The sequence below is a fragment of the Streptomyces sp. NPDC026246 genome (genome assembly GCF_055567995.1).
On the sequence record NZ_JBVHPJ010000001.1, the window covers coordinates 1 to 24,310 of the forward strand.

Genomic DNA, 24,310 nt, shown 5'->3' on the forward strand with positions numbered 1-24,310 from the left:
CGCACCCTGCCGACGTCGATCGCCGAGGCCGCCTTCGTCGACGGCGCCTCACACAGCCGCACGTTCTTCCAGATCATGCTGCCCATGGCCAAGCCAGGCCTGATCAGCGTGGGCATCTTCAACTTCCTGGGCCAGTGGAACCAGTACATGCTCCCCACGGTCCTCAACACCGACCCCGACAAGAGGGTCCTCACCCAGGGCCTGGTGCAGCTGGCGGTCAGCCAGGGCTACAAGGGCGACTGGTCGGGCCTGTTCGCGGGCCTGGTGATGGCGATGCTGCCGGTCCTGGCCGCGTACATCGTCTTCCAGCGGCAGGTGGTGCAGGGGCTGACGGCGGGTGCGCTGAAGTAGGAGCCGGGGGCTCACACGAGGACGCTCCCAGATGCTCGGCGTTGCCGCTGAGGCGCGGGTGGCTCCGCAACCCGGCGTGGCGGGGTGCCGCTGCGCCCACCCGTGCCGCCCCCAGCGGCACGCATGCCCGCAGTTGGGGCGGTCCGCACCCGCGTACGGCGAGAAGGGGTCGTGCCGGGGGTGTCCGCCCGCAGCTGGTTGGTGCGTCAACGAACAGTCAGTCGGCACGCACGTCGATCGCGCCGTTCCGAGGCGGACACCCCCCGGCGCGGCCCCGACCCCCCACCCGCCGGCAGGCGAAACGCACACCCCCGAGCACCCGCACAGGCCGCCGCAGGCGGAAAGCGCGTACCCCCGCACAGCCGTCCGCGACGAGACGCACACACCCTGGAATCAGTTCAACCTCTTGACGGGAGGCGACCCGAACGGCTCAGCTTAGAGTTCACTAGTTGGACATAGACGGGGCCTCATCGATGCGGCTCCGCGCGCAGGAGGTCGTCGTGGAGACTCCGGGGTCGCAGTCGTCGCTGCACCGAGCCAACCTGGAGCGTGTCGTACGAGCCGTGCGCCTGGCGGGCTCCCTCACCCAGGCCGAGATCGCCCGGACGACGGGTCTGTCCGCGGCGACGGTCTCCAACATCGTCCGGGAGTTGAAGGATGGCGGCACCGTCGAGGTCACCCCGACCTCCGCCGGCGGCCGCAGGGCGCGCAGCGTGTCCCTCAGCGGCGACGCCGGCATCGTCATCGGCGTCGACTTCGGCCACACCCACCTGCGCGTCGCCGTCGGCAACCTCGCCCACCAGGTGCTGGCCGAGGAATCCGAGCCGCTGGACGTCGACGCCTCGTCGGCCCAGGGCTTCGACCGCGCGGAACAGCTGGTCAGCCGCCTGATCAAGGCGACCGGCGTCGACCGCTCCAAGATCGCCGGCATCGGCCTCGGCGTCCCCGGCCCCATCGACGTGGAGTCCGGCACCCTCGGCTCCACCGCCATCCTCCCGGGCTGGACCGGCACCAACCCCGCCGAGGAGCTCCACGGCCGCTTGGGCGTCCCCGTCCACGTGGACAACGACGCCAACCTCGGCGCCCTGGGCGAGATGGTCTGGGGCAGCGGCCGGGGCGTGCGCGACCTGGCGTACATCAAGGTCGCCAGTGGTGTCGGCGCCGGGCTCGTGATCAGCGGGAAGATCTACCGGGGTCCCGGCGGCACCGCCGGAGAAATCGGGCATATTACACTCGATGAATCAGGCCCCGTCTGCCGCTGCGGCAACCGCGGCTGCCTGGAGACCTTCACGGCCGCGCGCTACGTGCTCCCGCTCCTCCAGTCCAGCCACGGCACCGACTTGACCATGGAGGGCGTCGTACGGCTGGCGCGGGACGGAGACCCGGGCTGCCGTCGGGTGATCGCCGACGTCGGCCGCCACATCGGCAGCGGAGTGGCCAACCTGTGCAACCTGCTGAACCCGAGCCGCGTGGTGCTCGGCGGTGATCTCGCCGAGGCCGGCGAGCTGGTGCTCGGGCCCATACGGGAGTCCGTCGGACGCTACGCGATCCCCAGCGCCGCACGGCAGTTGACCGTCCTCCCCGGCGCTCTCGGGGGCCGCGCGGAGGTGCTCGGGGCCCTCGCTCTGGCCCTCAGTGAAATGGGCGATTCGACCCTTCTGGACGGGACTGCCGCGGCACCCCGGCAGGCGGTCACCCCTGCCTTCACTTAGAGAACGGATGGCACCGTTGCCATCTCGTTAAGGATTTACTTCTTGACGTCGCACGCGCGGCCGAGTTGACTTCCAGCCACCTCGGCCGCAATGTCGCGGCCTCGTCAGGGAGGTTTCTGAAGTGAACACGCGTATGCGTCGCGCCGCCGTTGCGATTGCCGCCGGTGCCATGGCTGTTTCGCTTGCCGCTTGTGGCAGCGCCAAGGAGTCCGGCGACAAGGCCGACTCCTCCGGGTCCGCCAAGAAGGGCGACGACATCAAGGTCGGTCTGCTCCTTCCCGAGAACGCGACCGCCCGTTACGAGAAGTTCGACCGTCCGCTCATCGAGAAGAAGGTCAAGGAGCTCACCAACGGCAAGGGCGAGGTCGTCTACGCCAACGCCAAGCAGGACGCCAGCACGCAGAACCAGCAGGTCGACACGATGGTGACCAACAAGGTCGACGTGCTGATCGTGGACGCGGTGGACTCCAAGGCGATCGCCGGCTCGGTGAAGAAGGCCAAGGACGCGGGCATCCCCGTCGTCGCCTACGACCGCCTGGCCGAGGGCCCGATCGACGCCTACACCTCGTTCGACAACGAGACGGTCGGCAAGACCCAGGGCGAGGCCCTGCTGAAGGCGCTGGGCGGCAAGGCCAAGGACGGCCAGATCGTCATGATGAACGGCTCCTCCACCGACCCCAACGCCGCCCAGTTCAAGAAGGGCGCGCACTCCGTGCTCGACGGCAAGGTCAAGATCGGCCGCGAGTACGACACCAAGGAGTGGAAGCCGGAGAACGCCAACGCCAACATGGAGGGCGCCATCTCCGCCCTCGGCAAGAGCAAGATCGTCGGCGTCTACTCCGCCAACGACGGCATGGCGGGCGGCATCATCACGGCCCTGAAGGCCGCCGGCATCGACGACATCCCGGTCACCGGCCAGGACGCCGAACTCGCCGGTGTGCAGCGCATCGTCACGGGCGAGCAGTACATGAGCGTCTACAAGCCCTACCCGCAGGAGGCGGACGTCGCGGCCGAGATGGCCGTCGCCCTCGCCCAGGGCAAGTCGCTCGACTCGATCGCCAAGGACAAGGTCGACAGCCCGACCACCAAGGCCGTCCCGTCCGTCCTGGTCCCGGTCGTCTCCCTGACCAAGGACAACATCAAGGACACCGTCCTCAAGGACGGCATCTACACCGTGAACGACATCTGCACGGGCAAGTACAAGGCCGCCTGCGACAAGATCGGTCTCAAGTAAGCAGCCCCCTCGTCCCCGGGACACGGGAGTCCGACCCCGGACTCCCACACCCACCCGGGGACCGGTTGCCCCCGAGTTCCTCCGGCGCCCCGCCACACCAGCCCCGCAAGCTATGCGGGGCGCCGGAGTGATCACTCCTCCCACACTTCTGCACAACCTCCCGCCGGGTCAGGCGGCGAAGGAGATGGTTCACGTGTCCGCTACGCCCGTGCTGGCGTTGCGCGGGGTCTCCAAGCGATTCGGTGCCGTCCAGGCGCTCACCGACGTAGAGCTCGAGATCCACGCCGGTGAGGTGGTCGCCCTGGTCGGCGACAACGGCGCCGGAAAGTCCACGCTGGTCAAGACGATCGCCGGCGTGCACCCCATCGATGAAGGCGTCATCGAGTGGGACGGCAGGCCCGTCCAGATCACCAAGCCGCACGACGCCCAGAACCTGGGCATCGCGACCGTCTACCAGGACCTCGCGCTCTGCGACAACATCGACGTCGTCGGCAACCTCTACCTGGGCCGGGAGATCCGCAAGCGCGGTGTCCTGGACGAGGTGGAGATGGAGCGCCGCTCCCGCGAGCTGCTCGACACGCTGTCGATCCGCATCCCCAGCGTGCGCATCCCGATCGCCTCGCTGTCCGGCGGTCAGCGCCAGACCGTGGCCATCGCCCGGTCCATGCTCGGCGAGCCGAAGCTGGTCATCCTCGACGAGCCCACCGCCGCCCTCGGCGTGGAGCAGACCGCGCAGGTCCTCGACCTCGTCGAGCGGCTGCGCGAGCGCGGCCACGCCGTCATCCTCATCAGCCACAACATGGCCGACGTGAAGGCCGTCGCGGACAAGGTCGCCGTGCTGCGCCTGGGCCGCAACAACGGCGTCTTCGAGGTCAAGTCGACCTCGCAGGAGGAGATCATCTCCGCCATCACCGGCGCCACCGACAACGCCGTGACCCGCCGTGCGGCGCGCACGAACGGGGAGGTTTCCAAGTGAGCATCGACAAGACCTCCGCGGCTGCCGAAGAACACGTCGTGGAGAACCCCGAGGCGGCCAAGGCCGCCGTCACGGTGGTCGACCCCCGGCTGCTGGTGCGCGAGCAGGGACTCAAGGGCTACGTCAGCGAGTTCAAGCGGAAGATGAAGTCCGGTGACCTGGGGTCCCTCCCGGTCGTCATCGGCCTGGCCATCATCTGGATCATCTTCGCGAGCCTGAACTCCAACTTCCTCACCGCCGGCAACCTCTCCGACATGTCCGTCGCGATGGTCGGCACCGGCATGATCGCCGTCGGCATCGTGTTCGTGCTGCTGCTCGGTGAGATCGACCTGTCGGTCGGCTCCGTGTCCGGTGTCGCCGGCGCCAGCTTCGCGGTGCTGAACGTCACCAACGGCATGAACGAGTGGCTCGCCTTCGTGCTGGCCATCCTCACCGGCACGGTCGCCGGTGTGCTGCACGGCTTCTTCTTCGCGAAGATCGGCGTCCCCGCGTTCGCCGTCACCCTGGCCGGTCTGCTGTTCTGGAACGGCTTCATGCTCCAGATCCTGGGCGACAACGGCACCATCAACCTCGACCCCGACGGGGTCGTGGCCCAGCTGACCAGCTACTACTTCTCCGACGTGGCCGCCGCGTACGCGCTGGCCGCGGTGGTGACCGCCGGGTACTTCCTCAGCTCCTTCCTGGGCAACCGCCGCCGCGAGGCCGCGGGTGTGCCGTCCCGGCCGCTGAGCGAGACCATCGTGCGGACCGTGCTGCTGGCGGTCCTCGCGTTCGCCGTGGCGATCGTCTTCAACCAGTACAAGGGCCTGCCGCTGGCCGTGGTGATCTTCATCGCGGTGCTGCTGGTGACGGACTTCGTGCTGCGCCGGACCGCGTACGGCCGCAAGGTGTTCGCACTCGGCGGCAGCGTCGAGGCGTCGCGCCGCGCGGGCATCAACGTCGAGATGGTCCGCATCTCCGTGTTCGCGATCTCCGGCACCTTCGCCGCGGTGGGCGGTCTGTTCATCGCCTCGAAGATCGCCGCGGCCAACCAGGGCGCCGGCGGCGGTGACCTGCTGATGAACGCGATCGCCGCAGCGGTGATCGGCGGCACGTCGCTCTTCGGCGGCCGCGGACGCACCTGGAACGCGCTGCTCGGTGTGCTGGTCATCGTGTCGATCCAGTACGGCCTGGCCCTGGAGGGCATCGCCTCCCCGGTCCAGTACATGATCACCGGTGGCGTGCTCCTGGCCACGGTCGTCATCGACGCCGTGACGCGCAAGACGCAGAAGACCGCGGGTCGCGCGTAACCCTGACCGGGGCGCGCACCCCGAACCGCACACCTGTGCCCGGTACCACCCGGTACCGGGCACAGGTGTGTCGTGGGCAAGGCGCATCATGGGTAGAGCCGAACGCGTGACGTACGGCCCGGAGCCACGGCGCCGCCCGCCCGGGCGGAACATTAGACTCGACAAGCCCGGCAACAGCTCTACTGCAAGGAGGCACGGGTGCCGCTGCTGACCCGTATCAGGGGACCGCGCGATCTGGACCGGCTCAACCTGGAGGAGCTGCACCAGCTGGCGGAGGAGATCCGGACCTTCCTTGTCGAAGCCGTCTCCAAGACCGGCGGTCACCTCGGCCCCAACCTCGGCGTGGTGGAGCTCACCATCGCCCTGCACCGGGTCTTCGACTCGCCCAAGGACAAGGTGCTCTGGGACACCGGCCACCAGTCCTACGTGCACAAGCTGCTCACCGGCCGCCAGGACTTCTCGAAGCTGAAGATGAAGGGCGGCCTGTCCGGCTACCCCTCGCAGGCGGAGTCCGAGCACGACGTCATCGAGAACTCGCACGCCTCGACCGTCCTCGGCTGGGCCGACGGCATCGCCAAGGCCAACGAGCTGCACCGGCGCGACAGCCACGTCGTGGCCGTCATCGGCGACGGCGCCCTCACCGGCGGCATGGCCTGGGAGGCGCTCAACAACATCGCCGAGGCCAAGGACCGCCCGCTGGTCATCGTGGTCAACGACAACGAGCGCTCCTACGCGCCCACCATCGGCGGCCTCGCCAACCACCTGGCCACGCTGCGCACCACCGACGGCTACGAGCGCTTCCTCGCCCGCACCAAGGACATCCTGGACCGCACTCCGGTCGTCGGGAAGCCGCTGTTCGACACCCTGCACGGCGCCAAGAAGGGCCTGAAGGACTTCATCGCCCCGCAGGGCATGTTCGAGGACCTGGGCCTGAAGTACGTCGGCCCCATCGACGGACACGACGTCGAGGCCCTGGAGTCCGCGCTCGCCAAGGCCAAGCGGTTCGGCGGGCCGGTCATCGTGCACTGCCTCACCGAGAAGGGCCGCGGCTACCAGCCCGCCCTCCAGGACGAGGCCGACCGCTTCCACGCCGTCGGCAAGATCCACCCCGACACGGGCCTGCCGATCGCCAGCTCCGGCGCCGACTGGACCTCCGTGTTCGGCGAGGAGATGGTCAAGCTCGGCGAGGAGCGCGAGGACATCGTCGCCATCACGGCCGCCATGCTCCAGCCGGTCGGCCTCGACAAGTTCGCCAAGCGCTTCCCCGAGCGCGTCTACGACGTCGGCATCGCCGAGCAGCACGGCGCCGTGTCCGCGGCCGGCCTCGCCACCGGCGGCGTCCACCCGGTGTTCGCCGTGTACGCCACCTTCCTCAACCGCGCCTTCGACCAGGTGCTGATGGACGTGGCCCTGCACAAGTGCGGCGTCACCTTCGTGCTCGACCGCGCCGGGGTCACCGGTACCGACGGCGCCTCCCACAACGGCATGTGGGACATGTCGATCCTGCAGGTCGTGCCCGGCCTGCGGCTGGCCGCCCCGCGCGACGCGGACCAGGTGCGCGCCCAGCTGCGCGAGGCCGTCGCCGTGGAGGACGCGCCGACGGTGGTCCGCTTCTCCAAGGGCGCCGTCGGCCCCGCCGTGCCGGCCGTGCGCCGTGTGGGCGGCATGGACGTGCTGCGCGAGCCGGGCACGGACCGGCCGGACGTGCTCCTGGTCTCCGTCGGCGCGCTCGCGCCGATGTGCCTGGAGATCGCCGGGCTGCTCGACAAGCAGGGCATCTCCACGACCGTCGTCGACCCGCGCTGGGTCAAGCCCGTCGACGAGGCCATGGCCCCGCTCGCCGAGCAGCACCGTGTGGTGGTCACCGTCGAGGACAACAGCCGGGTCGGCGGTGTCGGCTCGGCGATCGCCCAGGCGCTGCGCGACGCGGGCGTCGACGTGCCGCTGCGGGACTTCGGCATCCCGCCGCGCTTCCTCGACCACGCCTCCCGCGCCGAGGTCATGGCCGAGATCGGGCTGACGGCGCCGGACATCGCCCGCCAGGTGACCGGGCTGGTCGCCAAGCTGTACGGACTCCCCCACTCTCGGCTCCGCTCGAGCGGGGGGACCCCCACCGAGCGCGGCGCGGCGGAGACCGTGGAGTCCGCGCGCGACTGACCGGCGCAGGGCGCCCGCTTCGACGGACGCGACCGGCGGACCGGAATGGGTCGGTTACCCCACCGTGAGGGTGGTGTAACCGGCCCATTGGCGTGAATGCGTTCGTGCCGGGGCATACGGAGGGTGCCACCTCTCGATCATGTCGAGGACGACAAGCGTGGGAGGTACCCCGTGAGCAGTACCCTCTTCCGGACGAAGAAGGTCGAGCAGTCCATCCGTGACACCGAGGAACCGGAGCACGCGCTCAAGAAGTCCTTGTCCGCGCTGGATCTGACGGTCTTCGGCGTCGGTGTGATCATCGGTACCGGCATCTTCGTACTCACCGGCACAGTCGCCAAGAACAACGCCGGGCCCGCCGTGGCCCTGGCGTTCGTGGCGGCCGGCATCGCGTGCGCGCTCGCCGCGCTCTGCTACGCCGAGTTCGCCTCCACGGTTCCGGTCGCCGGGTCCGCCTACACGTTCTCGTACGCGTCGCTCGGCGAACTGCCCGCCTGGATCATCGGCTGGGACCTCGTCCTGGAGTTCGCGCTCGGGACGGCGGTGGTGGCCGTCGGCTGGTCGGGCTACATCCAGTCGCTCCTGGAGAACGCGGGCTGGACGATGCCCGCGGCCCTGGGCAGCCGCGAGGGCGCCGACGTGTTCGGCTTCGACATCCTCGCGGCCGTGCTCGTGCTCGTCCTCACCGGCATCCTCGTGCTCGGCATGAAGCTGTCGGCGCGCGTCACCTCGGTCGTCGTCGCCATCAAGGTGACGGTCGTCCTGGTCGTGATCATCGCGGGTGCGTTCCTCATCAAGGGCGAGAACTACGACCCGTTCGTCCCGAAGTCCAAGCCGGTGGACGCCGGGGCCAGTCTCGACTCGCCGCTGATCCAGCTGATGTTCGGCTGGGCGCCCTCCAACTTCGGCGTGATGGGCATCTTCACCGCCGCCTCCGTGGTGTTCTTCGCGTTCATCGGCTTCGACGTCGTGGCCACGGCGGCGGAGGAGACGCGCAACCCGCAGCGGGACATGCCGCGCGGCATCATCGGCTCCCTGATCATCTGCACCACGCTGTACGTCCTGGTGTCCATCGTCGTCACCGGCATGCAGAACTACACCAAGCTGTCCATCGACGCGCCGCTCGCCGACGCGTTCAAGACCACCGGACACCCGTGGTTCGCGGGCTTCATCAGCTTCGGCGCCGCGGTCGGCCTCACGACGGTGTGCATGATCCTGCTGCTCGGGCAGACGCGCGTGTTCTTCGCGATGAGCCGTGACGGGTTGCTGCCGCGCTTCTTCTCGCACGTGCACCCGCGCTTCAAGACCCCGCACCGGCCGACGATCCTGCTGGGCGTGATCATCGCGGTCCTGGCCGGCTTCACGCCGCTGACCGAACTGGCGGCCCTGGTGAACATCGGCACGCTGTTCGCCTTCGTGGTCGTCGCGATCGGCGTGATCATCCTGCGCCGGACGCGCCCGGACCTGCCCCGCTCCTTCCGTACCCCGTGGGTGCCGGTCCTCCCGATCCTGTCGGTGTGCGCCTCGCTGTGGCTGATGATCAACCTGCCCGCCGAGACCTGGGTCCGGTTCGGCATCTGGATGGCCGCCGGGTTCCTGGTGTACTTCCTGTACGGCCGTTCCCACAGCCGCCTGGCCAAGGGGGAGGAGCCGGCGGAGCCGGTAGACCTGCGGTAGCTCCCGGTGAGCAGCGCCCCGGCCACGCGCCCTGCCGTGACCGGGGCGCTACGGACGGGCCGTCCGGGGGCCCGCCACGTTTGCCCCCAGCTCACCGACCCGGCCGCGCAGCTCCCGGTCCGCCGTGATCACGAGGACGCGGCGGTCGCCCGCCGCCGCGACCACCTCCACGATGTGGTCGTCGCCGCTGCCCCGCGCCGGCGACACCCGCACCCCGGGCACCGACTCGACTCCCCGCGCCGCCCCCTCCACCACGAGCACGATCTCCACGGGCCCGGGCACCCCGGTGACCCCCTCCGACGCGAGCCGGTCCCGCAAGCGCTCCGCCGCTCCCTTGCGGTCCCGCCACCACCCGTCCGGCACGGATCCGACGACGTTGGCGGCGTCGACCACGACGAGGACCGGCTCAGGTGCGTTCATCCGGCCAGGGTCGCACGGCGCCGCGCACGCTCCACAGGGGTGGGCCGCGCACCGGGTCACCGGACCCGCATAAAGTGAACTGGTGAACGGCGACTGGCTCATCCGCGGCCGCGACGGCCGCCTCACCGTCTACCTGCCCTCCGGCGAAGCCGTCCTGTGCCGCGCGGAGCGCGGCCCGGGAGGCCCCTGGGAGGAGGTCCCACGCACCGTCGGCGGCAGCCAGAAGCTGCACCCGGGCGGGGCCGTCGGACAGGGCGTGGACCGCTACGCCCACCTGGCGGCCTGGCGGCCCACCGTGCCGGGGGAGTCCGGCCTCGTGCACACCACGCACTTCCGTCCCCGGCTGTCGCCCCTGGACTGGGTGCCGATCGGGCACCCGGACAAGCAGGGTGAGCGCACGGGCCCGCCGGCTGTCGCCGTCGACGGCCCCGGGCGCGGCTACGTCTTCGTGCGCAACGCCCGCGGCGGCGTGGGCCTGCGCAACCAGAAGGTCAGGGGCGGCTGGGGCGGCTGGCACGACCTCGGCGGCGAGGACGTCGGCGAGCAACTGGCGCCCGTGGCGGCGGAGTCGGGCCGGATGGAGCTGTACGCCTCGGCGCCCGGGGCGATCCTGCACTGGGTGCAGGAGGGGGACGGGAAGAAGCCGGTGCTGGCCGACACGGTGGAGGTCGACGTCCGGCCGGGGACCCTGCGCGCGCTCGCCACCTCCGCCGAGCACACCACCGTCTTCTTCACGGACGGGTCCGGGGACCTGTGCGCCTGGCGCCCCGGTGAGAAGCCGGTGAGCCTCCTCGCGGCCGCCGGGCCCGGGCCGGTCTGCGCCGTGCGGTGCGTCATCGAGGGGCACGACTGCACGGTGCTCGCCCAGCGGTCGGCGAGCGGCCGGGTCGCCTTCGCCGCCTACCCGACCGAACAGGAGCCCGCCGGGGCCTGGTGGACCGAGTCGGGTCCGCTGCTGCCGTCGGACGCCCTGGTGTCGCTGGCGCTGGACGAACACGAGGAGGTCGTCGCCGCCACGTTCTCGCCCTCCACCGGCACGCTCCGGCTCGCCCGCCGCAAGGACGAGCCGGGCCTGGCGCTCACCGCCTGGCGCGACCTGTGAGCCGCCGCCCGTCCGCGGGCGCACCGGCGGAAGCCCGGGCATGACAGGAGGGCCTCCGCATGTCGCGAGAGGCCCTCCTGTCCGTCAGTTCAGCGTGCGGCTCACGCCGGGACGGACGCCACGCCCTGCGCCAGGAACCGCTTGCCGTTCACCCGCTCGGAGACACCCTCGCGGTCCAGGTACGGCGTGATGCCGCCCAGGTGGAAGGGCCAGCCGGCGCCCGTGATGAGGCAGAGGTCGATGTCCTGCGCCTCGGCGACCACGCCCTCGTCGAGCATGATGCCGATCTCCTGCGCCACGGCGTCGAGCACGCGGTCGCGGACCTGCTCCTCCGTCAGGACGGTGTCGCCCTGCTTCAGCAGTGCGGCGACCTCGGGGTCCAGCTCCGGCTTGCCGGAGTCGTATACGTAGAAGCCGCGCTTGCCCGCCTCGACGACCGCCTTGAGGTTCGGGGAGACCGTGAAGCGGTCCGGGAAGGCCCGGTTGAGCGTCTCGGAGACGTGCAGACCGATGGCCGGGCCGACGAGCTCCAGCAGGACCAGCGGGGACATCGGCAGACCGAGCGGCTCGACGGCCTTCTCGGCGACCTCGACGGGGGTGCCCTCGTCGATGACGTTCTGGATCTCGCCCATGAAGCGGGTCAGGATGCGGTTCACGACGAACGCCGGGGCGTCCTTGGTGAGCACCGCGGTCTTCTTCAGCTTCTTGGCGACGCCGAACGCGGTCGCCAGGGAGGCGTCGTCGGTCTGCTCGCCGCGGACGATCTCCAGCAGCGGCAGCACGGCGACCGGGTTGAAGAAGTGGAAGCCCACGACCCGCTCGGGGTGCTTGAGCTTCGAGGCCATCTCCGACACCGACAGCGAGGAGGTGTTGGTGGCGAGGACCGCGTGCGCCGGGGCGACCGCCTCGACCTCCGCGAACACCTTCTGCTTGACGCCCATCTCCTCGAAGACCGCTTCGATGATGAAGTCGGCGTCCGAGAAGCCCTCGGCCTTGTCCAGCACACCGGACACCAGCGCCTTGAGGCGGTTGGCCTTGTCCTGGTTGATGCGGCCCTTGCCGAGCAGCTTGTCGATCTCGCCGTGGACGTAGCCCACGCCCTTGTCGACGCGCTCCTGGTCGATGTCGGTCAGCACGACCGGCACCTCGAGGCGGCGCAGGAACAGCAGCGCGAGCTGGCTGGCCATCAGACCGGCGCCGACGACACCGACCTTGGTGACCGGGCGGGCCAGGGACTTGTCGGGAGCGCCGGCGGGGCGCTTGCCGCGCTTCTGCACCAGGTTGAAGGCGTAGATGCCGGCGCGCAGTTCGCCGCCCATGATGAGGTCGGCGAGGGCCTGGTCCTCGGCGTCGTAGCCCTGCTGGAGGTCGCCGTTCTTGGCGGCGGCGATGATGTCCAGGGCGCGGTAGGCGGCCGGGGCGGCGCCGTGCACCTTGGAGTCCGCGATGAAGCGGCCCTTGGCGACGGCCTGGTCCCAGGCCTCGCCGCGGTCGATCACCGGGCGCTCGATCTTCAGCTCGCCCTTGAGGACGGTCGCGGTCCAGATCAGCGACTGCTCCAGGAAGTCCGCGCCCTCGAAGATCGCGTCGGCGATCCCGAGCTCGTAGACCTGCTTGCCCTTGAGCTGCTTGTTCTGGTTGAGGCTGTTCTCGATGATCACCGAGACGGCCTTCTCCGGACCGATCAGGTTCGGCAGGATCGTGCAGCCGCCCCAGCCCGGGACGAGGCCCAGGAAGACCTCGGGCAGGGAGAACGCCGGCACGGCCGCGGAGACGGTGCGGTAGGTGCAGTGCAGGCCCACCTCGACACCGCCGCCCATCGCGGCGCCGTTGTAGTACGCGAAGGTCGGCACGGCAAGCTGGGAGAGCCGCTTGAAGACCTCGTGGCCGCCCTTGCCGATGGCGAGGGCGTGCTCGTGCTCCTTGAGGATCTCCACGCCCTTGAGGTCGGCGCCGACCGCGAAGATGAACGGCTTGCCGGTGATGCCGGCGCCGACGATCTCGCCGTCCGCCGCCTCCTTCTCGACCTGGTCGATCGCGGCGTTGAGGTTCGCCAGCGAGGCCGGGCCGAAGGTGGTCGGCTTGGTGTGGTCGTGGCCGTTGTCCAGGGTGATCAGGGCGAAGCGCCCGGCACCGAGGGGGAGGTCGAAGTGGCGTACGTGCGCACTCGTGACGACCTCGTCCGGGAACAGCTCGGAAGCCTGCTTCAGAAGCTCGGCGGTGGTGCTCACTTGTCCCCCTCGAAGTGCGGGTTCTCCCAGATGACCGTCGCGCCCATGCCGAAGCCGACGCACATGGTGGTCAGGCCGTAGCGGACGTGCGGCTGCTCCTCGAACTGGCGGGCCAGCTGCGTCATCAGGCGGACGCCGGAGGAGGCCAGCGGGTGGCCGAACGCGATGGCGCCGCCGTACTGGTTGACGCGCTCGTCGTCGTCGGCGATGCCGTAGTGGTCGAGGAAGGCCAGGACCTGGACGGCGAAGGCCTCGTTGATCTCGAACAGGCCGATGTCGGAGATCGACAGGCCCGCCTGGGCCAGCGCCTTCTCCGTGGCCGGGATCGGGCCGTAGCCCATGACCTCCGGCTCGACACCCGCGAAGGAGTAGGACACCAGGCGCATCTTCACGGGGAGGTCGTGCTCCCGCGCGAACTCCTCGGAGGCGATGAGCGAGGCGGTGGCGCCGTCGTTCAGACCGGCCGCGTTACCGGCGGTGACCCGGCCGTGCACGCGGAACGGGGTCTTCAGGCCGGAGAGGTTCTCCAGGGTCGTGCCCGGGCGCATCGGCTCGTCGGCGGTGACCAGGCCCCAGCCCGTCTCACCGGCCTCGGGCGAGGTGCGGCGGACCGAGATCGGCACCAGGTCGGCCTGGATCTTGCCGTTGGCGTACGCCTTGGCGGCCTTCTCCTGGGAGCGCACGGCGTACTCGTCCGCGCGCTGCTTGGTGATCTGCGGGTAGCGGTCGTGCAGATTCTCCGCGGTCATGCCCATGAACAGGGCCGACTCGTCGACCAGCTTCTCGGAGACGAACCGCGGGTTCGGGTCGACGCCCTCGCCCATGGGGTGACGGCCCATGTGCTCGACACCGCCCGCGATGGCGATGTCGTAGGCGCCGAAGGCCACGGAACCGGCGACCGTGGTGACGGCGGTCAGCGCGCCGGCGCACATGCGGTCGATGGAGTAACCGGGCACGGACTGCGGCAGGCCGGCCAGGATGCCCGCGGTGCGGCCGATGGTCAGGCCCTGGTCACCGATCTGCGTGGTCGCGGCGATGGCGACCTCGTCGATCTTCTTCGGGTCGAGGCCGGGGTTGCGGCGCAGCAGCTCCCGGATCGCCTTCACGACGAGGTCGTCGGCACGGGTCTCGTGGTAGATGCCCTTCGGGCCCGCCTTGCCGAACGGGGTGCGGACGCCGTCGACGAAGACGACGTCCCTGACGGTACGAGGCACGATGGCTCTCCTCCAGGGTCAGGATTGCAGTGCTGCTGCGATGCGCTGAGCGCGCGCTCAGTCCCCATGCTACTTATGAGTAACGTAGCTGCACACCCCTGACAGGCGGAGCGGTGAAGGTCACACCTTCGGCGGTGCGGACCGTGCGGGGAGGCGTGGCGGCGACACCGAGGATCTTGGCCTGATCTCGACGCCGCCTCCTCCCCGTACGGGAGTGGTCGTCACGGCGACTGCGCGGACAGGGCCTCCACCAGTACCGGGGTCACCTGCTCCACCTGCCAGGGGCGTGCGCCGTGTCCCGCCAGCGCCTGGGCGACCGACTCGGCGGTGACCTCCTTCGGCGGCTCCCAGCACACCCGCCGGACGGTGTCCGGGGTGATCACGTTCTCCTGCGGCATGGTGAGCCGCTCGGCCAGCGCCGACACCCCCGCCCGGGCCGCGGACAGCCGGGCCGCGGCGACGGGGTCCTTGTCGGCCCAGGCGCGCGGCGGCGGGGGCCCGGCCACCGGCTGCCCCGGCTGGGGGAGCTGGGCCTCGCTCAGCGCCTTCGCCCGGTCCACGGCCGCCTGCCACTGCTCCAGCTGGCGCTTGCCCATCCGGTGCCCGAAGCCGGTCAGTGCCGCCAGGGCGCGCGCGTCGGCGGGCAGGGCCAGGGCCGCCTCCACGATCGCCGCGTCCCCGAGCACCTTGCCGGGGGAGACGTCCCGCCGCTGCGCGATCCGGTCCCGGGTCTGCCACAGCTCCCGCACGACGGCCAGCTGCCGCCGCCGGCGCACCTTGTGCATCCCCGAGGTGCGCCGCCAGGGGTCCTTGCGGGGCTCGGGCGGCGGCGCCGAGGCGATCGCGTGGAACTCCTGCCGCGCCCACTCCAGCTTCCCCTGCCGGTCCAGCTCCTTCTCCAGCGCGTCCCGCAGGTCGACGAGCAGTTCGACGTCCAGCGCCGCGTAGCGCAGCCACGGCTCGGGCAGCGGCCGGGTCGACCAGTCGACGGCGGAGTGGCCCTTCTCCAGCACGAAGCCCAGGACGCCCTCGACCATCGCGCCGAGGCCGACCCGGGGGAACCCGGCGAGCCGGCCGGCCAGCTCCGTGTCGAACAGACGGGTGGGCACCATGCCTATCTCGCGCAGGCAGGGCAGGTCCTGGGTGGCGGCGTGCAGCACCCACTCGACGCCGGACAGGGCCTCGCCCAGGCCGGAGAGGTCGGGGCAGGCCACGGGGTCGATCAGGGCCGTCCCGGCGCCCTCGCGGCGCAGCTGCACGAGGTAGGCGCGCTGGCCGTAGCGGTAGCCGGAGGCCCGCTCGGCGTCGACGGCGACGGGCCCGGAGCCGGCGGCGAAGGCGGCGATCACCCGGGCGAGGGCGGCCTCGTCCGCGACGACGGGCGGGATGCCCTCGCGCGGTTCCAGCAGGGGGATCGGCGCCTCCGTAGCAGAAGATCCGCCGTCGTCCGGAGGAGCGCCTCCGGTGGTTCGCAGTGAGCTGTCTGCTGCGGTGTCGTGGGCGTCGGTCACCTGTCAAGGGTATCCATGTATGGAGAGCGCCCGCCGACGGAACGTTCCGTCGGCGGGCGCCCGGGGGTCGCAAACCAGTCATGCCGGGGAAGAGGCGGGTTCGCGAACCGTGTGTGACGCGAACGGGGTCAGTGGATGATCCCGGTCCGCAGGGCCACCGCGACCATGCCGGCGCGGTCGCCCGTGCCGAGCTTGCGGGCGATCCGGGCGAGGTGGCTCTTGACGGTCAGTGCGGACAGGCCCATCGAGACGCCGATCGCCTTGTTCGACTGGCCTTCGGCGACCAGCCGCAGCACCTCGACCTCGCGGCCGGAGAGCTCGCGGTAGCCGCCCGGGTGGCTCGGGGCACCCGGGGGGCGGCGGTGCAGGCGGGCGGCGGCGGCGCCGATGGGGGCGGCGCCCGGACGGGTGGGGAGCCCGACGTTGGTGCGGGTGCCGGTGACGACGTACCCCTTCACACCGCCGGCGAGCGCGTTGCGCACGGCGCCGATGTCGTCGGCCGCCGACAGGGCGAGCCCGTTGGGCCAGCCCGCGGCGCGGGTCTCGGAGAGCAGGGTGAGGCCGGAGCCATCCGGCAGGTGGACGTCGGCGACGCAGATGTCGCGGGGGTTGCCGATGCGGGGACGAGCCTCCGCGATGGACGAGGCCTCGATGACGTCGCGCACACCGAGCGCCCACAGGTGGCGGGTGACGGTGGAGCGGACGCGCGGATCGGCCACGACCACCATGGCGGTCGGCTTGTTCGGGCGGTAGGCGACCAGGCTTGCGGGCTGCTCGAGGAGAACGGACACCAGGCCTCCTGGGGTGCGGGACGGGGCCGGCTCGTGGGGGGTGAAGCCGGGACGAACCGTGCTTTCAAGGTCACAGTCGTCTTCGGCACCCACCCCGGCGGCCTTTAGAGAATGATCACGATTCAGTGATAACAATCCGTGCAATTCGGACACGCGGTCGATCATTCGAAGGCCGGACGGTTTCGGTCTGCGTCGGTACGCGGCCGAAAGTGGCCGTATCGACAAAGTGATTCGGCCAAGAGGGGGACTCAGGTGTGATCGTCGGCAGGGCATGGTTGACCGCCCCGTACAGGTTCGATCAGTACGGGGTCGGTGAAGGGGGTTCTACGCGGGTGAAGGGGGTTCTGCAGGGGGTGAAGGGGGCTGGCGGGGCCCGGTCAGTGCGAGCGGGGTCCGCGCCGCTGGGGCAGCGTCACCACCGAGGCGTCGCCGGGCACGGCCGGCGGCAGCCCTCCGACCTGGGCGAGCAGGTCGCACCAGGAGGCCAGGTGCGCGGCCGTGTCCGGCACGCCGCCCAGGCCCTCGCGCGGCGTCCACGACGCGCGGATCTCGATCTGCGAGGCCGCGGGACGGGCGGACAGTCCGCCGAAGTAGTGGGAGCTCGCACGCGTGACCGTGCCGCTCGGCTCCCCGTAGGTCAGCCCGCGGGCCTGCAGCGCGCCGGTCAGCCAGGACCAGCACACCTCCGGCAGCAGCGGGTCCGCCGCCATCTCCGGCTCCAGCTCCGCGCGCACCAGCGTCACCAGCCGGAACGTGCCGCGCCAGGCGTCGTGCCCCGCCGGGTCGTGCAGCAGCACCAGCCGGCCGTCCGCCAGATCCTGGTCGCCGTCGACGACGGCGGCCTCCAGCGCGTGGGCCCAGGGGGCGAGACGCTTGGGGGCGGGCGTCGGCTCCACCTCGATCTGGGGCCGCAGGCGCGCCGCCCGCAGCGCCTCGACGGCGGCCCGGAAGGGCAGCGGGGCGGAGTCCGCCTCCCGCCGGTCGTTCCCGGTGTCCTTCGCTTCGTCCATACCGCCAGCGCCGTCCGACAGTGGTCCCTGAGCCGCAGCCATGCGGGAAGGTTACGGTGACCGGAGCCCCGCGCGGGGCTAGACACCCCGCGCCCGTCCAGGGGCTGGATCACGCCGTCCGGCCGCGTGCGAAACTTGCCCCGTGAGTGCCAACGACGCCCCCCGGGCCCCGCAGCCGTCCGCCACGTACGACTCCGCCTTCCTCAAGGCCTGCCGGCGCGAGCCCGTACCCCACACCCCGGTGTGGTTCATGCGGCAGGCCGGGCGCTCACTGCCGGAGTACCGCAAGGTCCGCGAGGGCGTCCCGATGCTCGAGTCCTGCATGCGGCCCGAGCTGGTCACGGAGATCACCTTGCAGCCGGTGCGCCGGCACGGCGTGGACGCGGCGATCTTCTTCAGCGACATCGTCGTACCCCTGAAGGCCATCGGCATCGACCTCGACATCAAGCCCGGCGTCGGCCCCGTCGTCGAGCGGCCGATCCGCACCCGCGCCGACCTCGCGCAGCTGCGCGACCTGACCCCCGAGGACGTCTCCTACGTCACCGAGGCGATCGGTCTGCTCACCCGCGAACTGGGTGCCACGCCCCTCATCGGCTTCGCCGGGGCCCCCTTCACCCTCGCCAGCTACCTGGTCGAGGGCGGCCCGTCGCGCACGTACGAGAACGCCAAGGCGATGATGTACGGCGACCCGGAGCTGTGGGCCGACCTGCTGGACCGCCTCGCGGACATCACCGCCGCGTTCCTGAAGGTGCAGATCGAGGCGGGCGCCTCGGCGGTGCAGCTCTTCGACTCCTGGGCGGGCGCCCTGGCCCCCGTCGACTACCGGCGCTCCGTGCTGCCCGCGTCGGCGAAGGTGTTCGAGGCCGTCGCCGCGTACGGCGTGCCGCGCATCCACTTCGGCGTCGGCACCGGCGAACTGCTCGGCCTCATGGGCGAGGCGGGCGCGGACGTCGTCGGCGTCGACTGGCGCGTCCCGCTCGATGAGGCCGCCCGCCGCGTCGGCCCCGGCAAGGCGCTCCAGGGCAACCTCGACCCGACGGTCCTGTTCGCCCCCACGGAGGCCGTCGAGGCCAAGACGCGCGAGGTCCTGGAGTCGGCCGAGGGCCTGGAAGGACATGTGTTCAACCTCGGTCACGGGGTCATGCCCTCCACGGACCCGGACGCCCTGACGCGCCTGGTGGAGCACGTGCACACGCACACCGCGCGCTGACCCCGGCCCGGCGGCCCCGACGGCCGGCCACGGGCCGAGGCTGCCCGGGCGGGTGCCGGTGAATCGGCCGGTCCGGTGAACGCGGCCGCACGGGCGTGCGTATGAAGCGTCAACCGCCCGCGGCGCGGGGAAGGCGCATCGCGGGGCCGACGTGAGGAACAGGCGATGAACGACCGAGGTACTCCTCCGATGCACGCCCTGCCCGACGGCGAGGCGGAACTGACGCTGGTGGTGCGGCTGCCCTGGGAGGACGTGGCCCGGCTCGGCCAGGAGGCCGGGCGGCTGGCGACCCAGATGCGGCGGCCCGTGACGCTGGACGAGGCGGTGAGCCACCGGTTGCGTTCGACGCGGGTCGCCGCGCACGCGAAGCCGGCGGGGGAGCAGCCGGCGGCGGTGACGGCCGCTTCGGGGTCGGTGTCCTCCCTGCCGGCCCGGCCGCCGGCGGAGCAGGCGCGGCAGGCCATCGACCGGATCAACGGGACGGCGGGCACGGCGTAGGGCTTCGCCGTGGGGGCTGTGGGTTCGTTGCCGGGTGCGGGGGCGTGGGGGTTGTTCGCGCAGTTCCCCGCGCCCCTGAGGGTGTGGGCCGGGGGCGGTAGGAAGAGCTGCGGGTCCTGCCCTTCCCCGCGCCCCTGAAAGTCGGCGCTACGACGAGTTGCGGATTTTTGCGGCCGCCTTGCGGGCTGCCACCAGGACCGGGTCCCAGACCGGGGAGAACGGTGGGGCGTAGCCGAGGTCCAGGGCGGTCATCTGCTCCACCGTCATCCCGGCGGTCAGGGCCACCGCGGCCACGTCGACGCGCTTGCCCGCGCCCTCCCGGCCGACGATCTGCACCCCGAGGAGGCGGCCGGTGCGTACCTCCGCGAGCATCTTGACGGTCATGGGGGAGGCGTCGGGGTAGTAGCCGGCGCGGCTGGTCGACTCGACGGTCACCGCCTCGAAGCGCAGGCCGGCCCGGTGGGCGTCCTTCTCGCGCAGGCCCGTGCGGGCGATCTCCAGGTCGCACACCTTGCTCACCGCCGTGCCGACCACGCCCGGGAACGTGGCGTAGCCGCCGGCGGCGTTGGTGCCGATGATCTGGCCGTGCTTGTTGGCGTGGGTGCCGAGCGGGATGTACCGCTCCTGGCCGGAGACCAGGTCGAACACCTCGACGCAGTCGCCGCCCGCCCAGATGTCCTCATGGCCGCGCACCCGCATCGAGCGGTCCGTGAGCAGACCGCCGTGCGCGCCGAGCGGAAGTCCGGCCCGCCGCGCCAGGGACGTCTCGGGGCGCACGCCGAGACCCAGCACGACGACGTCCGCGGGGAACTCCGCGTCCTGGGTGGCCACCGCCCGCACACGGCCGTCCTCACCGGTGAGGATCTTCGTCACCTCGGCGTCGCCGGCCATCGTGATGCCGAGGCCCACCATGGCCTCGTGCACCAGGCGGCCCATGTCCGGGTCGAGGGTCGACATGGGCTCGGCGCCGCGGTCGACGACCGTCACCTCGTAGCCGCGGTTGATGAGCGCCTCGGCCATCTCCACGCCGATGTAGCCGGCCCCGACGACCACAGCCCGCCGCCCGGGGGTGCGCTCCAACGTGTCGATCAGGGCCTGGCCGTCGTCGAGCGTCTGCACCCCGTGCACGCCCTCGGCGTCGGCACCCGGCATGTCGGGCCGGATCGGGCGGGCGCCGGTCGCGAGCACGAGCCGGTCGTACGCCGTCCAGGTCTCCTCGCCCGAGTCGACGTCGCGGGCGCGCACCCGCCGGCCCTCGACGTCCAGGGCGGTGACCTCGGTGCGCAGCCGCAGGTCGATGTCGCGGGCGCGGTGCTCCTCGGGGGTGCGGGCGATGAGCCGGTCCCGGTCGGTGACGGAGCCGCCCACCCAGTAGGGGATGCCGCACGCCGAGTACGAGGTGAAGTGACCCCGTTCGAACGCCACGATCTCCAGTTCGTCGTGGCCCTTGAGGCGGCGGGCCTGCGACGCCGCGGACATGCCCGCGGCGTCGCCCCCGACGACGACCAGTCGCTCCCTGCGCGTACGGCTCATGCTCATGCGAACACGCTACGGGAGCAGGGCATTTCAGTCCCGCCCGCCCGGCTGCCGGGTTTCGGACGCGGGCACCGGACGGGCCGTGGGCAGCGGACCCGCAGGGCCCGCCGCCGGAGCGGGCCCGGGGCGGCGCGGCAGGCGCGGGCGGACGACCCGCAGCCACAGCAGCAGCAGGGCCGCCGCGGCCGCGGCGAACGGCAGGACCGCGCCGAGGGCGACGGCCAGCCAGCGCAGCATGGTCGAGAACGCGTGCCAGCCGCCCGCGAGCGCGTCGAGGAACCCGGGGTCGTCGTCCTCGGCCGCCTGCGCCACCGGCGTGCGGGACAGGGACAGGGTGACGGTGGCCAGGCTGGTGCGGTCCTTCAGGGACGCCTGCCGGGCGAGCAGCGCCTCCAGGTCGGCCTGGCGGGTGCTCAGTTCCCCCTCCAGGGTGACGACGTCACTGAGTTTGGTCGCCCGGTCCATCAGCTCCCGGATGCGCGCCACGCTCGCCCGCTGCGTCCTGATGCGGCTCTCCACGTCCACCACCTGGTCGGTGACGTCCTGCGCCTTGGCGCTGCGCTCCAGGAGCCTGCCCGAGCCCTCCAGGTCGGTGAGGACCTCCTCGTACTTCTCCACGGGCACGCGCAGCACCACGCGGGTGCGCTCACGGCCCTCCCCGTCGCGGGTGGTGGTCTCGTTGCCGACGTAGCCGCCCGCCTCCTCGGCGCGGGCGCGTGCCCGGTCCAGGGCCTTCGGGACGTCCTCGACCTGCACGGTCAGCTCGGCGGTGCGGATGACGGCGCTGCCGGTGAGCTTCGGCGCAGCGGTCGCCCGGGCGCCGTTCGCGGCGCCGCCCGCCCCGGCCTCGCCGCCGGCGTCACCGGGGGCCTTGCCGTCGTACCGGGGCGCGGCGGCCCCCCGGTCGCCGGCCGACTTGCCGCCGGAGTCGTCACCGGCGCCGCTGCACCCGGTGAGCGCCAGGGCGGCGGCCAGCAACAGCGCGGCCGGCGGCGGGGCGGAGTGTCGTACGGGTCGTCGTGTGCGCATGCGGGCATCCCCCGGGTCGATTCGCCTGACGCCTCTTCGACGCCCGGGCGGGCGCGGGCGTTCGGCGCGGGACGGTTCCGATGCGGTCACGGCCGGGACTCGGGACGGACACCGGGGCGCGGCGGCACACCCGGCGGGGTCTGAGAGGCTGGGGTCATGCGCGAAGTTCACGCCCGCGAGGGCACGGGTCGGGTCGTCGTCGTCGGGGCGGGCATCGCGGGGCTGGCCGCCGCGCACCGGCTGCTGCAACGCGGGGCGCGGGTGACCGTGCTGGAGGCCTCCGGCCGGGTCGGCGGCAAGCTGCTGCCCGGCGAGGTCGCCGGGGCGCGCGTGGACCTCGGCGCCGAGTCGATGCTGGCCCGCCGTCCCGAGGCGGTGGAGCTCGCCCGCGAGGTCGGGCTCACGGACCACCTCCAGCCGCCGGCCACCGCGACGGCCTCCCTGTGGACCCGGGGCGCGCTGCGGCCCATGCCCAAGGGTCATGTGATGGGCGTGCCCGGCACCGCCGCCGCCCTGTCCGGCGTGCTGTCCGAGGAGGGCCTGGCCCGCATCGGACGCGACGCCGAACTGCCCCGCACGGAGGTGGGGGAGGACGTGGCGGTGGGCGAGTACGTGGCGGCCCGCCTCGGCCGCGAGGTCGTGGACCGGCTGGTGGAACCACTGCTGGGCGGTGTCTACGCGGGCGACGCGTACCGCATCTCCCTGCGCTCGGCCGTCCCCCAGCTCTTCCAGGCCGCCCGGACCCACACCTCCCTGACGGAGGGCGTGCGGGAGATCCAGCAGCGGGCGGCCGCCGCCCGGCAGACCGGCCCGGTGTTCACGGGCCTGCGCGGCGGCGTGGGCACCCTGCCGCTCGCGGTCGCCGAGTCCGTCCGCGCCCGCGGGGGCGAGATCCTCACCGGCACGCCGGTGACGCGGTTGCGCCGCACCCCCGAGGGCGACTGGGAGGTGGCCTCCGCCGAGCGCACCTGGCGGGCGGACGCCGTGATCGTCGCCGTCCCCGCCCCGGCCGCGGCGCGGCTGCTGCGCGAGGAGAGCCCCGCGGCCGCCGCCGAGCTCGACGCCGTCGAGTACGCCTCCATGGCCCTGGTCACCCTGGCCTACCGCCGCGGCGAGGCGGCCCTGCCCGAGGGAAGCGGCTTCCTGGTGCCGCCGGTGGACGGACGCACCATCAAGGCGTCCACCTTCGCCTCGCACAAGTGGGGCTGGATCGCCGAGGAGAATCCCGGTCTGCTCCTGGTGCGCACCTCCGTCGGACGCCACGGCGAGACGGAGGTCCTCGAGCGCGACGACGCCGAACTGGTCGAGGTCTCCCGCAGGGACCTGAAGGAGGCGACCGGGCTGGAGGCCGCGCCCGTCGCCACCCGGGTCACCCGCTGGGACGGCGGCCTGCCCCAGTACCCGGTCGGGCACCACGCGCGGGTGGCCCGCATCCGCGAGCACGTCGCCGCGCTGCCCGGCCTCGCCGTGTGCGGCGCCCCGTACGACGGCGTGGGCATCCCGGCCTGCATCGCGAGCGCCCGCGCCGCCGTGGACCAGGTCCACGGCGACCTGCGGGGTGTGCAGCAGCTCACCGCGCACCCGGTGCAGAGCCTGCACGGCGGAGCGGGAGAATGAGGGACATGAGTGACGACGCCTCCACCACCGAACCCGGCAGGATCCCGAACAAGGGCAAGCTGGCCAAGGACCTCAACGAGGTCATCCGCTACACGCTCTGGTCCGTCTTCAAGCTGAAGGACGTCCTGCCCGAGGACCGCGCCGGGTACGCCGACGAGGTCCGGGAGCTGTTCGACCAGCTCGCCGCGAAGGACGTGACGATCCGCGGCACCTACGACGTGTCGGGCCTGCGCGCCGACGCCGACGTCATGATCTGGTGGCACGCGGAGACCAGCGACGCCCTGCAGGAGGCGTACAACCTCTTCCGCCGCACCAAGCTGGGCCGCGCCCTGGAGCCCGTCTGGTCGAACATGGCGCTGCACCGCCCCGCCGAGTTCAACCGCTCGCACATCCCGGCGTTCCTCGCCGACGAGACGCCCCGCGACTACGTCAGCGTCTACCCCTTCGTGCGCTCCTACGAGTGGTACCTGCTGGCCGACGAGGACCGCCGCCGCATGCTCGCCGACCACGGCAAGATGGCCCGCGGTTTCCCGGACGTGCGCGCCAACACCGTCGCCTCGTTCTCCCTGGGCGACTACGAGTGGATCCTCGCCTTCGAGGCCGACGAGCTGTACCGCATCGTCGACCTCATGCGCCACCTGCGCGGCTCGGAGGCCCGCCGCCACGTCCGCGAGGAGGTGCCCTTCTACACGGGCCGCCGCAAGGACATCGCCGACCTGGTCGCCGGCCTGGCCTGACCCAGCCGACC

Annotated in this window: 20 protein-coding genes; 12 read left to right on the plus strand and 8 right to left on the minus strand. The window is 71.9% G+C overall.

Features of this window, described 5'->3' with window-relative positions:
• From ACZ4M5_RS00005 to ACZ4M5_RS00035, 7 genes are all read left to right on the plus strand, one after another.
• Positions 1 to 351 (plus strand): carbohydrate ABC transporter permease (locus tag ACZ4M5_RS00005; RefSeq protein WP_467731363.1); only part of this gene is annotated, 351 nt, incomplete at its 5' end.
• A gap of 500 nt (positions 352 to 851) precedes the next feature.
• Complete coding sequence (locus ACZ4M5_RS00010) at positions 852 to 2,063, plus strand: ROK family transcriptional regulator (RefSeq protein WP_467731365.1); 1,212 nt, start codon at positions 852 to 854, stop codon at positions 2,061 to 2,063.
• A 133-nt stretch (positions 2,064 to 2,196) separates the two neighbouring features.
• Entirely contained in the window at positions 2,197 to 3,297 is a 1,101-nt protein-coding gene (locus tag ACZ4M5_RS00015; RefSeq protein ID WP_467732802.1) for an ABC transporter substrate-binding protein, read from the plus strand.
• 184 nt (positions 3,298 to 3,481) lie between these two features.
• On the plus strand, positions 3,482 to 4,273 hold the full coding sequence (locus ACZ4M5_RS00020; protein ID WP_398109736.1) for an ATP-binding cassette domain-containing protein: 792 nt from the start codon (positions 3,482 to 3,484) through the stop codon (positions 4,271 to 4,273).
• Positions 4,270 to 5,562 carry a sugar ABC transporter permease gene (locus ACZ4M5_RS00025; protein WP_467731368.1) on the plus strand — a complete coding sequence of 431 codons (1,293 nt, stop codon included), beginning with the start codon at positions 4,270 to 4,272 and terminating at the stop codon, positions 5,560 to 5,562. Before ACZ4M5_RS00020 ends, ACZ4M5_RS00025 begins: the two co-directional genes overlap by 4 nt.
• 198 nt (positions 5,563 to 5,760) lie before the next feature.
• Positions 5,761 to 7,719: a 1-deoxy-D-xylulose-5-phosphate synthase gene (gene dxs / locus ACZ4M5_RS00030; RefSeq protein WP_467731370.1), complete on the plus strand. Its 1,959-nt coding sequence runs from the start codon at positions 5,761 to 5,763 to the stop codon at positions 7,717 to 7,719.
• A 171-nt stretch (positions 7,720 to 7,890) separates the two neighbouring features.
• Positions 7,891 to 9,393, plus strand: a complete 1,503-nt coding sequence (locus ACZ4M5_RS00035) for an amino acid permease (protein ID WP_467731372.1) — start codon at positions 7,891 to 7,893, stop codon at positions 9,391 to 9,393.
• Between the two features lie 48 nt (positions 9,394 to 9,441).
• On the opposite strand, the gene ACZ4M5_RS00040 is transcribed toward ACZ4M5_RS00035, so the two are convergent.
• A complete protein-coding gene (locus ACZ4M5_RS00040; protein ID WP_467731374.1) occupies positions 9,442 to 9,813 on the minus strand; it encodes an NTP pyrophosphohydrolase in 372 nt (123 codons plus the stop codon).
• 82 nt (positions 9,814 to 9,895) lie between these two features.
• Between ACZ4M5_RS00040 and ACZ4M5_RS00045 the strand changes: the two genes are divergently transcribed.
• Positions 9,896 to 10,915 carry a hypothetical protein gene (locus ACZ4M5_RS00045; protein ID WP_467731376.1) on the plus strand — a complete coding sequence of 340 codons (1,020 nt, stop codon included), beginning with the start codon at positions 9,896 to 9,898 and terminating at the stop codon, positions 10,913 to 10,915.
• A gap of 101 nt (positions 10,916 to 11,016) precedes the next feature.
• Here the strand turns inward: ACZ4M5_RS00045 and ACZ4M5_RS00050 are convergent, their stop codons facing one another.
• The 5 genes from ACZ4M5_RS00050 to ACZ4M5_RS00070 form a co-directional block, all read right to left on the minus strand.
• Positions 11,017 to 13,146 carry a 3-hydroxyacyl-CoA dehydrogenase NAD-binding domain-containing protein gene (locus tag ACZ4M5_RS00050; RefSeq protein WP_467731378.1) on the minus strand — a complete coding sequence of 710 codons (2,130 nt, stop codon included), beginning with the start codon at positions 13,144 to 13,146 and terminating at the stop codon, positions 11,017 to 11,019.
• Positions 13,143 to 14,360, minus strand: coding sequence for a thiolase family protein (locus ACZ4M5_RS00055; protein ID WP_467731380.1), 1,218 nt, complete (start codon positions 14,358 to 14,360; stop codon positions 13,143 to 13,145). Before ACZ4M5_RS00055 ends, ACZ4M5_RS00050 begins: the two co-directional genes overlap by 4 nt.
• A gap of 221 nt (positions 14,361 to 14,581) precedes the next feature.
• The gene (locus tag ACZ4M5_RS00060) at positions 14,582 to 15,871 is read right to left on the minus strand and encodes a ribonuclease D (RefSeq protein WP_467731382.1); all 1,290 of its coding nucleotides are present in this window, start codon (positions 15,869 to 15,871) and stop codon (positions 14,582 to 14,584) included.
• A gap of 128 nt (positions 15,872 to 15,999) precedes the next feature.
• Positions 16,000 to 16,662 carry a response regulator transcription factor gene (locus ACZ4M5_RS00065; protein WP_003993737.1) on the minus strand — a complete coding sequence of 221 codons (663 nt, stop codon included), beginning with the start codon at positions 16,660 to 16,662 and terminating at the stop codon, positions 16,000 to 16,002.
• Between the two features lie 377 nt (positions 16,663 to 17,039).
• Positions 17,040 to 17,714, minus strand: a complete 675-nt coding sequence (locus ACZ4M5_RS00070) for a DUF3000 domain-containing protein (protein ID WP_467731384.1) — start codon at positions 17,712 to 17,714, stop codon at positions 17,040 to 17,042.
• A gap of 100 nt (positions 17,715 to 17,814) precedes the next feature.
• Here ACZ4M5_RS00070 and hemE point away from each other — a divergent pair, with 100 nt between their 5' ends.
• A complete protein-coding gene (gene hemE / locus ACZ4M5_RS00075; RefSeq protein WP_467731386.1) occupies positions 17,815 to 18,882 on the plus strand; it encodes a uroporphyrinogen decarboxylase in 1,068 nt (355 codons plus the stop codon).
• 165 nt (positions 18,883 to 19,047) lie between these two features.
• On the plus strand, positions 19,048 to 19,380 hold the full coding sequence (locus ACZ4M5_RS00080; RefSeq protein WP_467731388.1) for a hypothetical protein: 333 nt from the start codon (positions 19,048 to 19,050) through the stop codon (positions 19,378 to 19,380).
• Positions 19,381 to 19,527: 147 nt separating this feature from the next.
• Here ACZ4M5_RS00080 and ACZ4M5_RS00085 read toward each other — a convergent pair whose 3' ends face one another.
• Positions 19,528 to 20,919 (minus strand): FAD-dependent oxidoreductase, encoded by a 1,392-nt coding sequence (locus ACZ4M5_RS00085; RefSeq protein ID WP_467731390.1) that lies wholly within the window; start codon positions 20,917 to 20,919, stop codon positions 19,528 to 19,530.
• A 27-nt stretch (positions 20,920 to 20,946) separates the two neighbouring features.
• A complete protein-coding gene (locus ACZ4M5_RS00090; RefSeq protein WP_467731392.1) occupies positions 20,947 to 21,945 on the minus strand; it encodes a DUF4349 domain-containing protein in 999 nt (332 codons plus the stop codon).
• A gap of 156 nt (positions 21,946 to 22,101) precedes the next feature.
• Here ACZ4M5_RS00090 and hemG point away from each other — a divergent pair, with 156 nt between their 5' ends.
• Together hemG and hemQ are read left to right on the plus strand one after the other, a co-directional pair.
• Positions 22,102 to 23,562: a protoporphyrinogen oxidase gene (hemG, locus tag ACZ4M5_RS00095; RefSeq protein ID WP_467731394.1), complete on the plus strand. Its 1,461-nt coding sequence runs from the start codon at positions 22,102 to 22,104 to the stop codon at positions 23,560 to 23,562.
• 5 nt (positions 23,563 to 23,567) lie between these two features.
• Positions 23,568 to 24,299: a hydrogen peroxide-dependent heme synthase gene (gene hemQ, locus ACZ4M5_RS00100; RefSeq protein WP_467731396.1), complete on the plus strand. Its 732-nt coding sequence runs from the start codon at positions 23,568 to 23,570 to the stop codon at positions 24,297 to 24,299.
• Positions 24,300 to 24,310 lie beyond the last annotated feature (11 nt).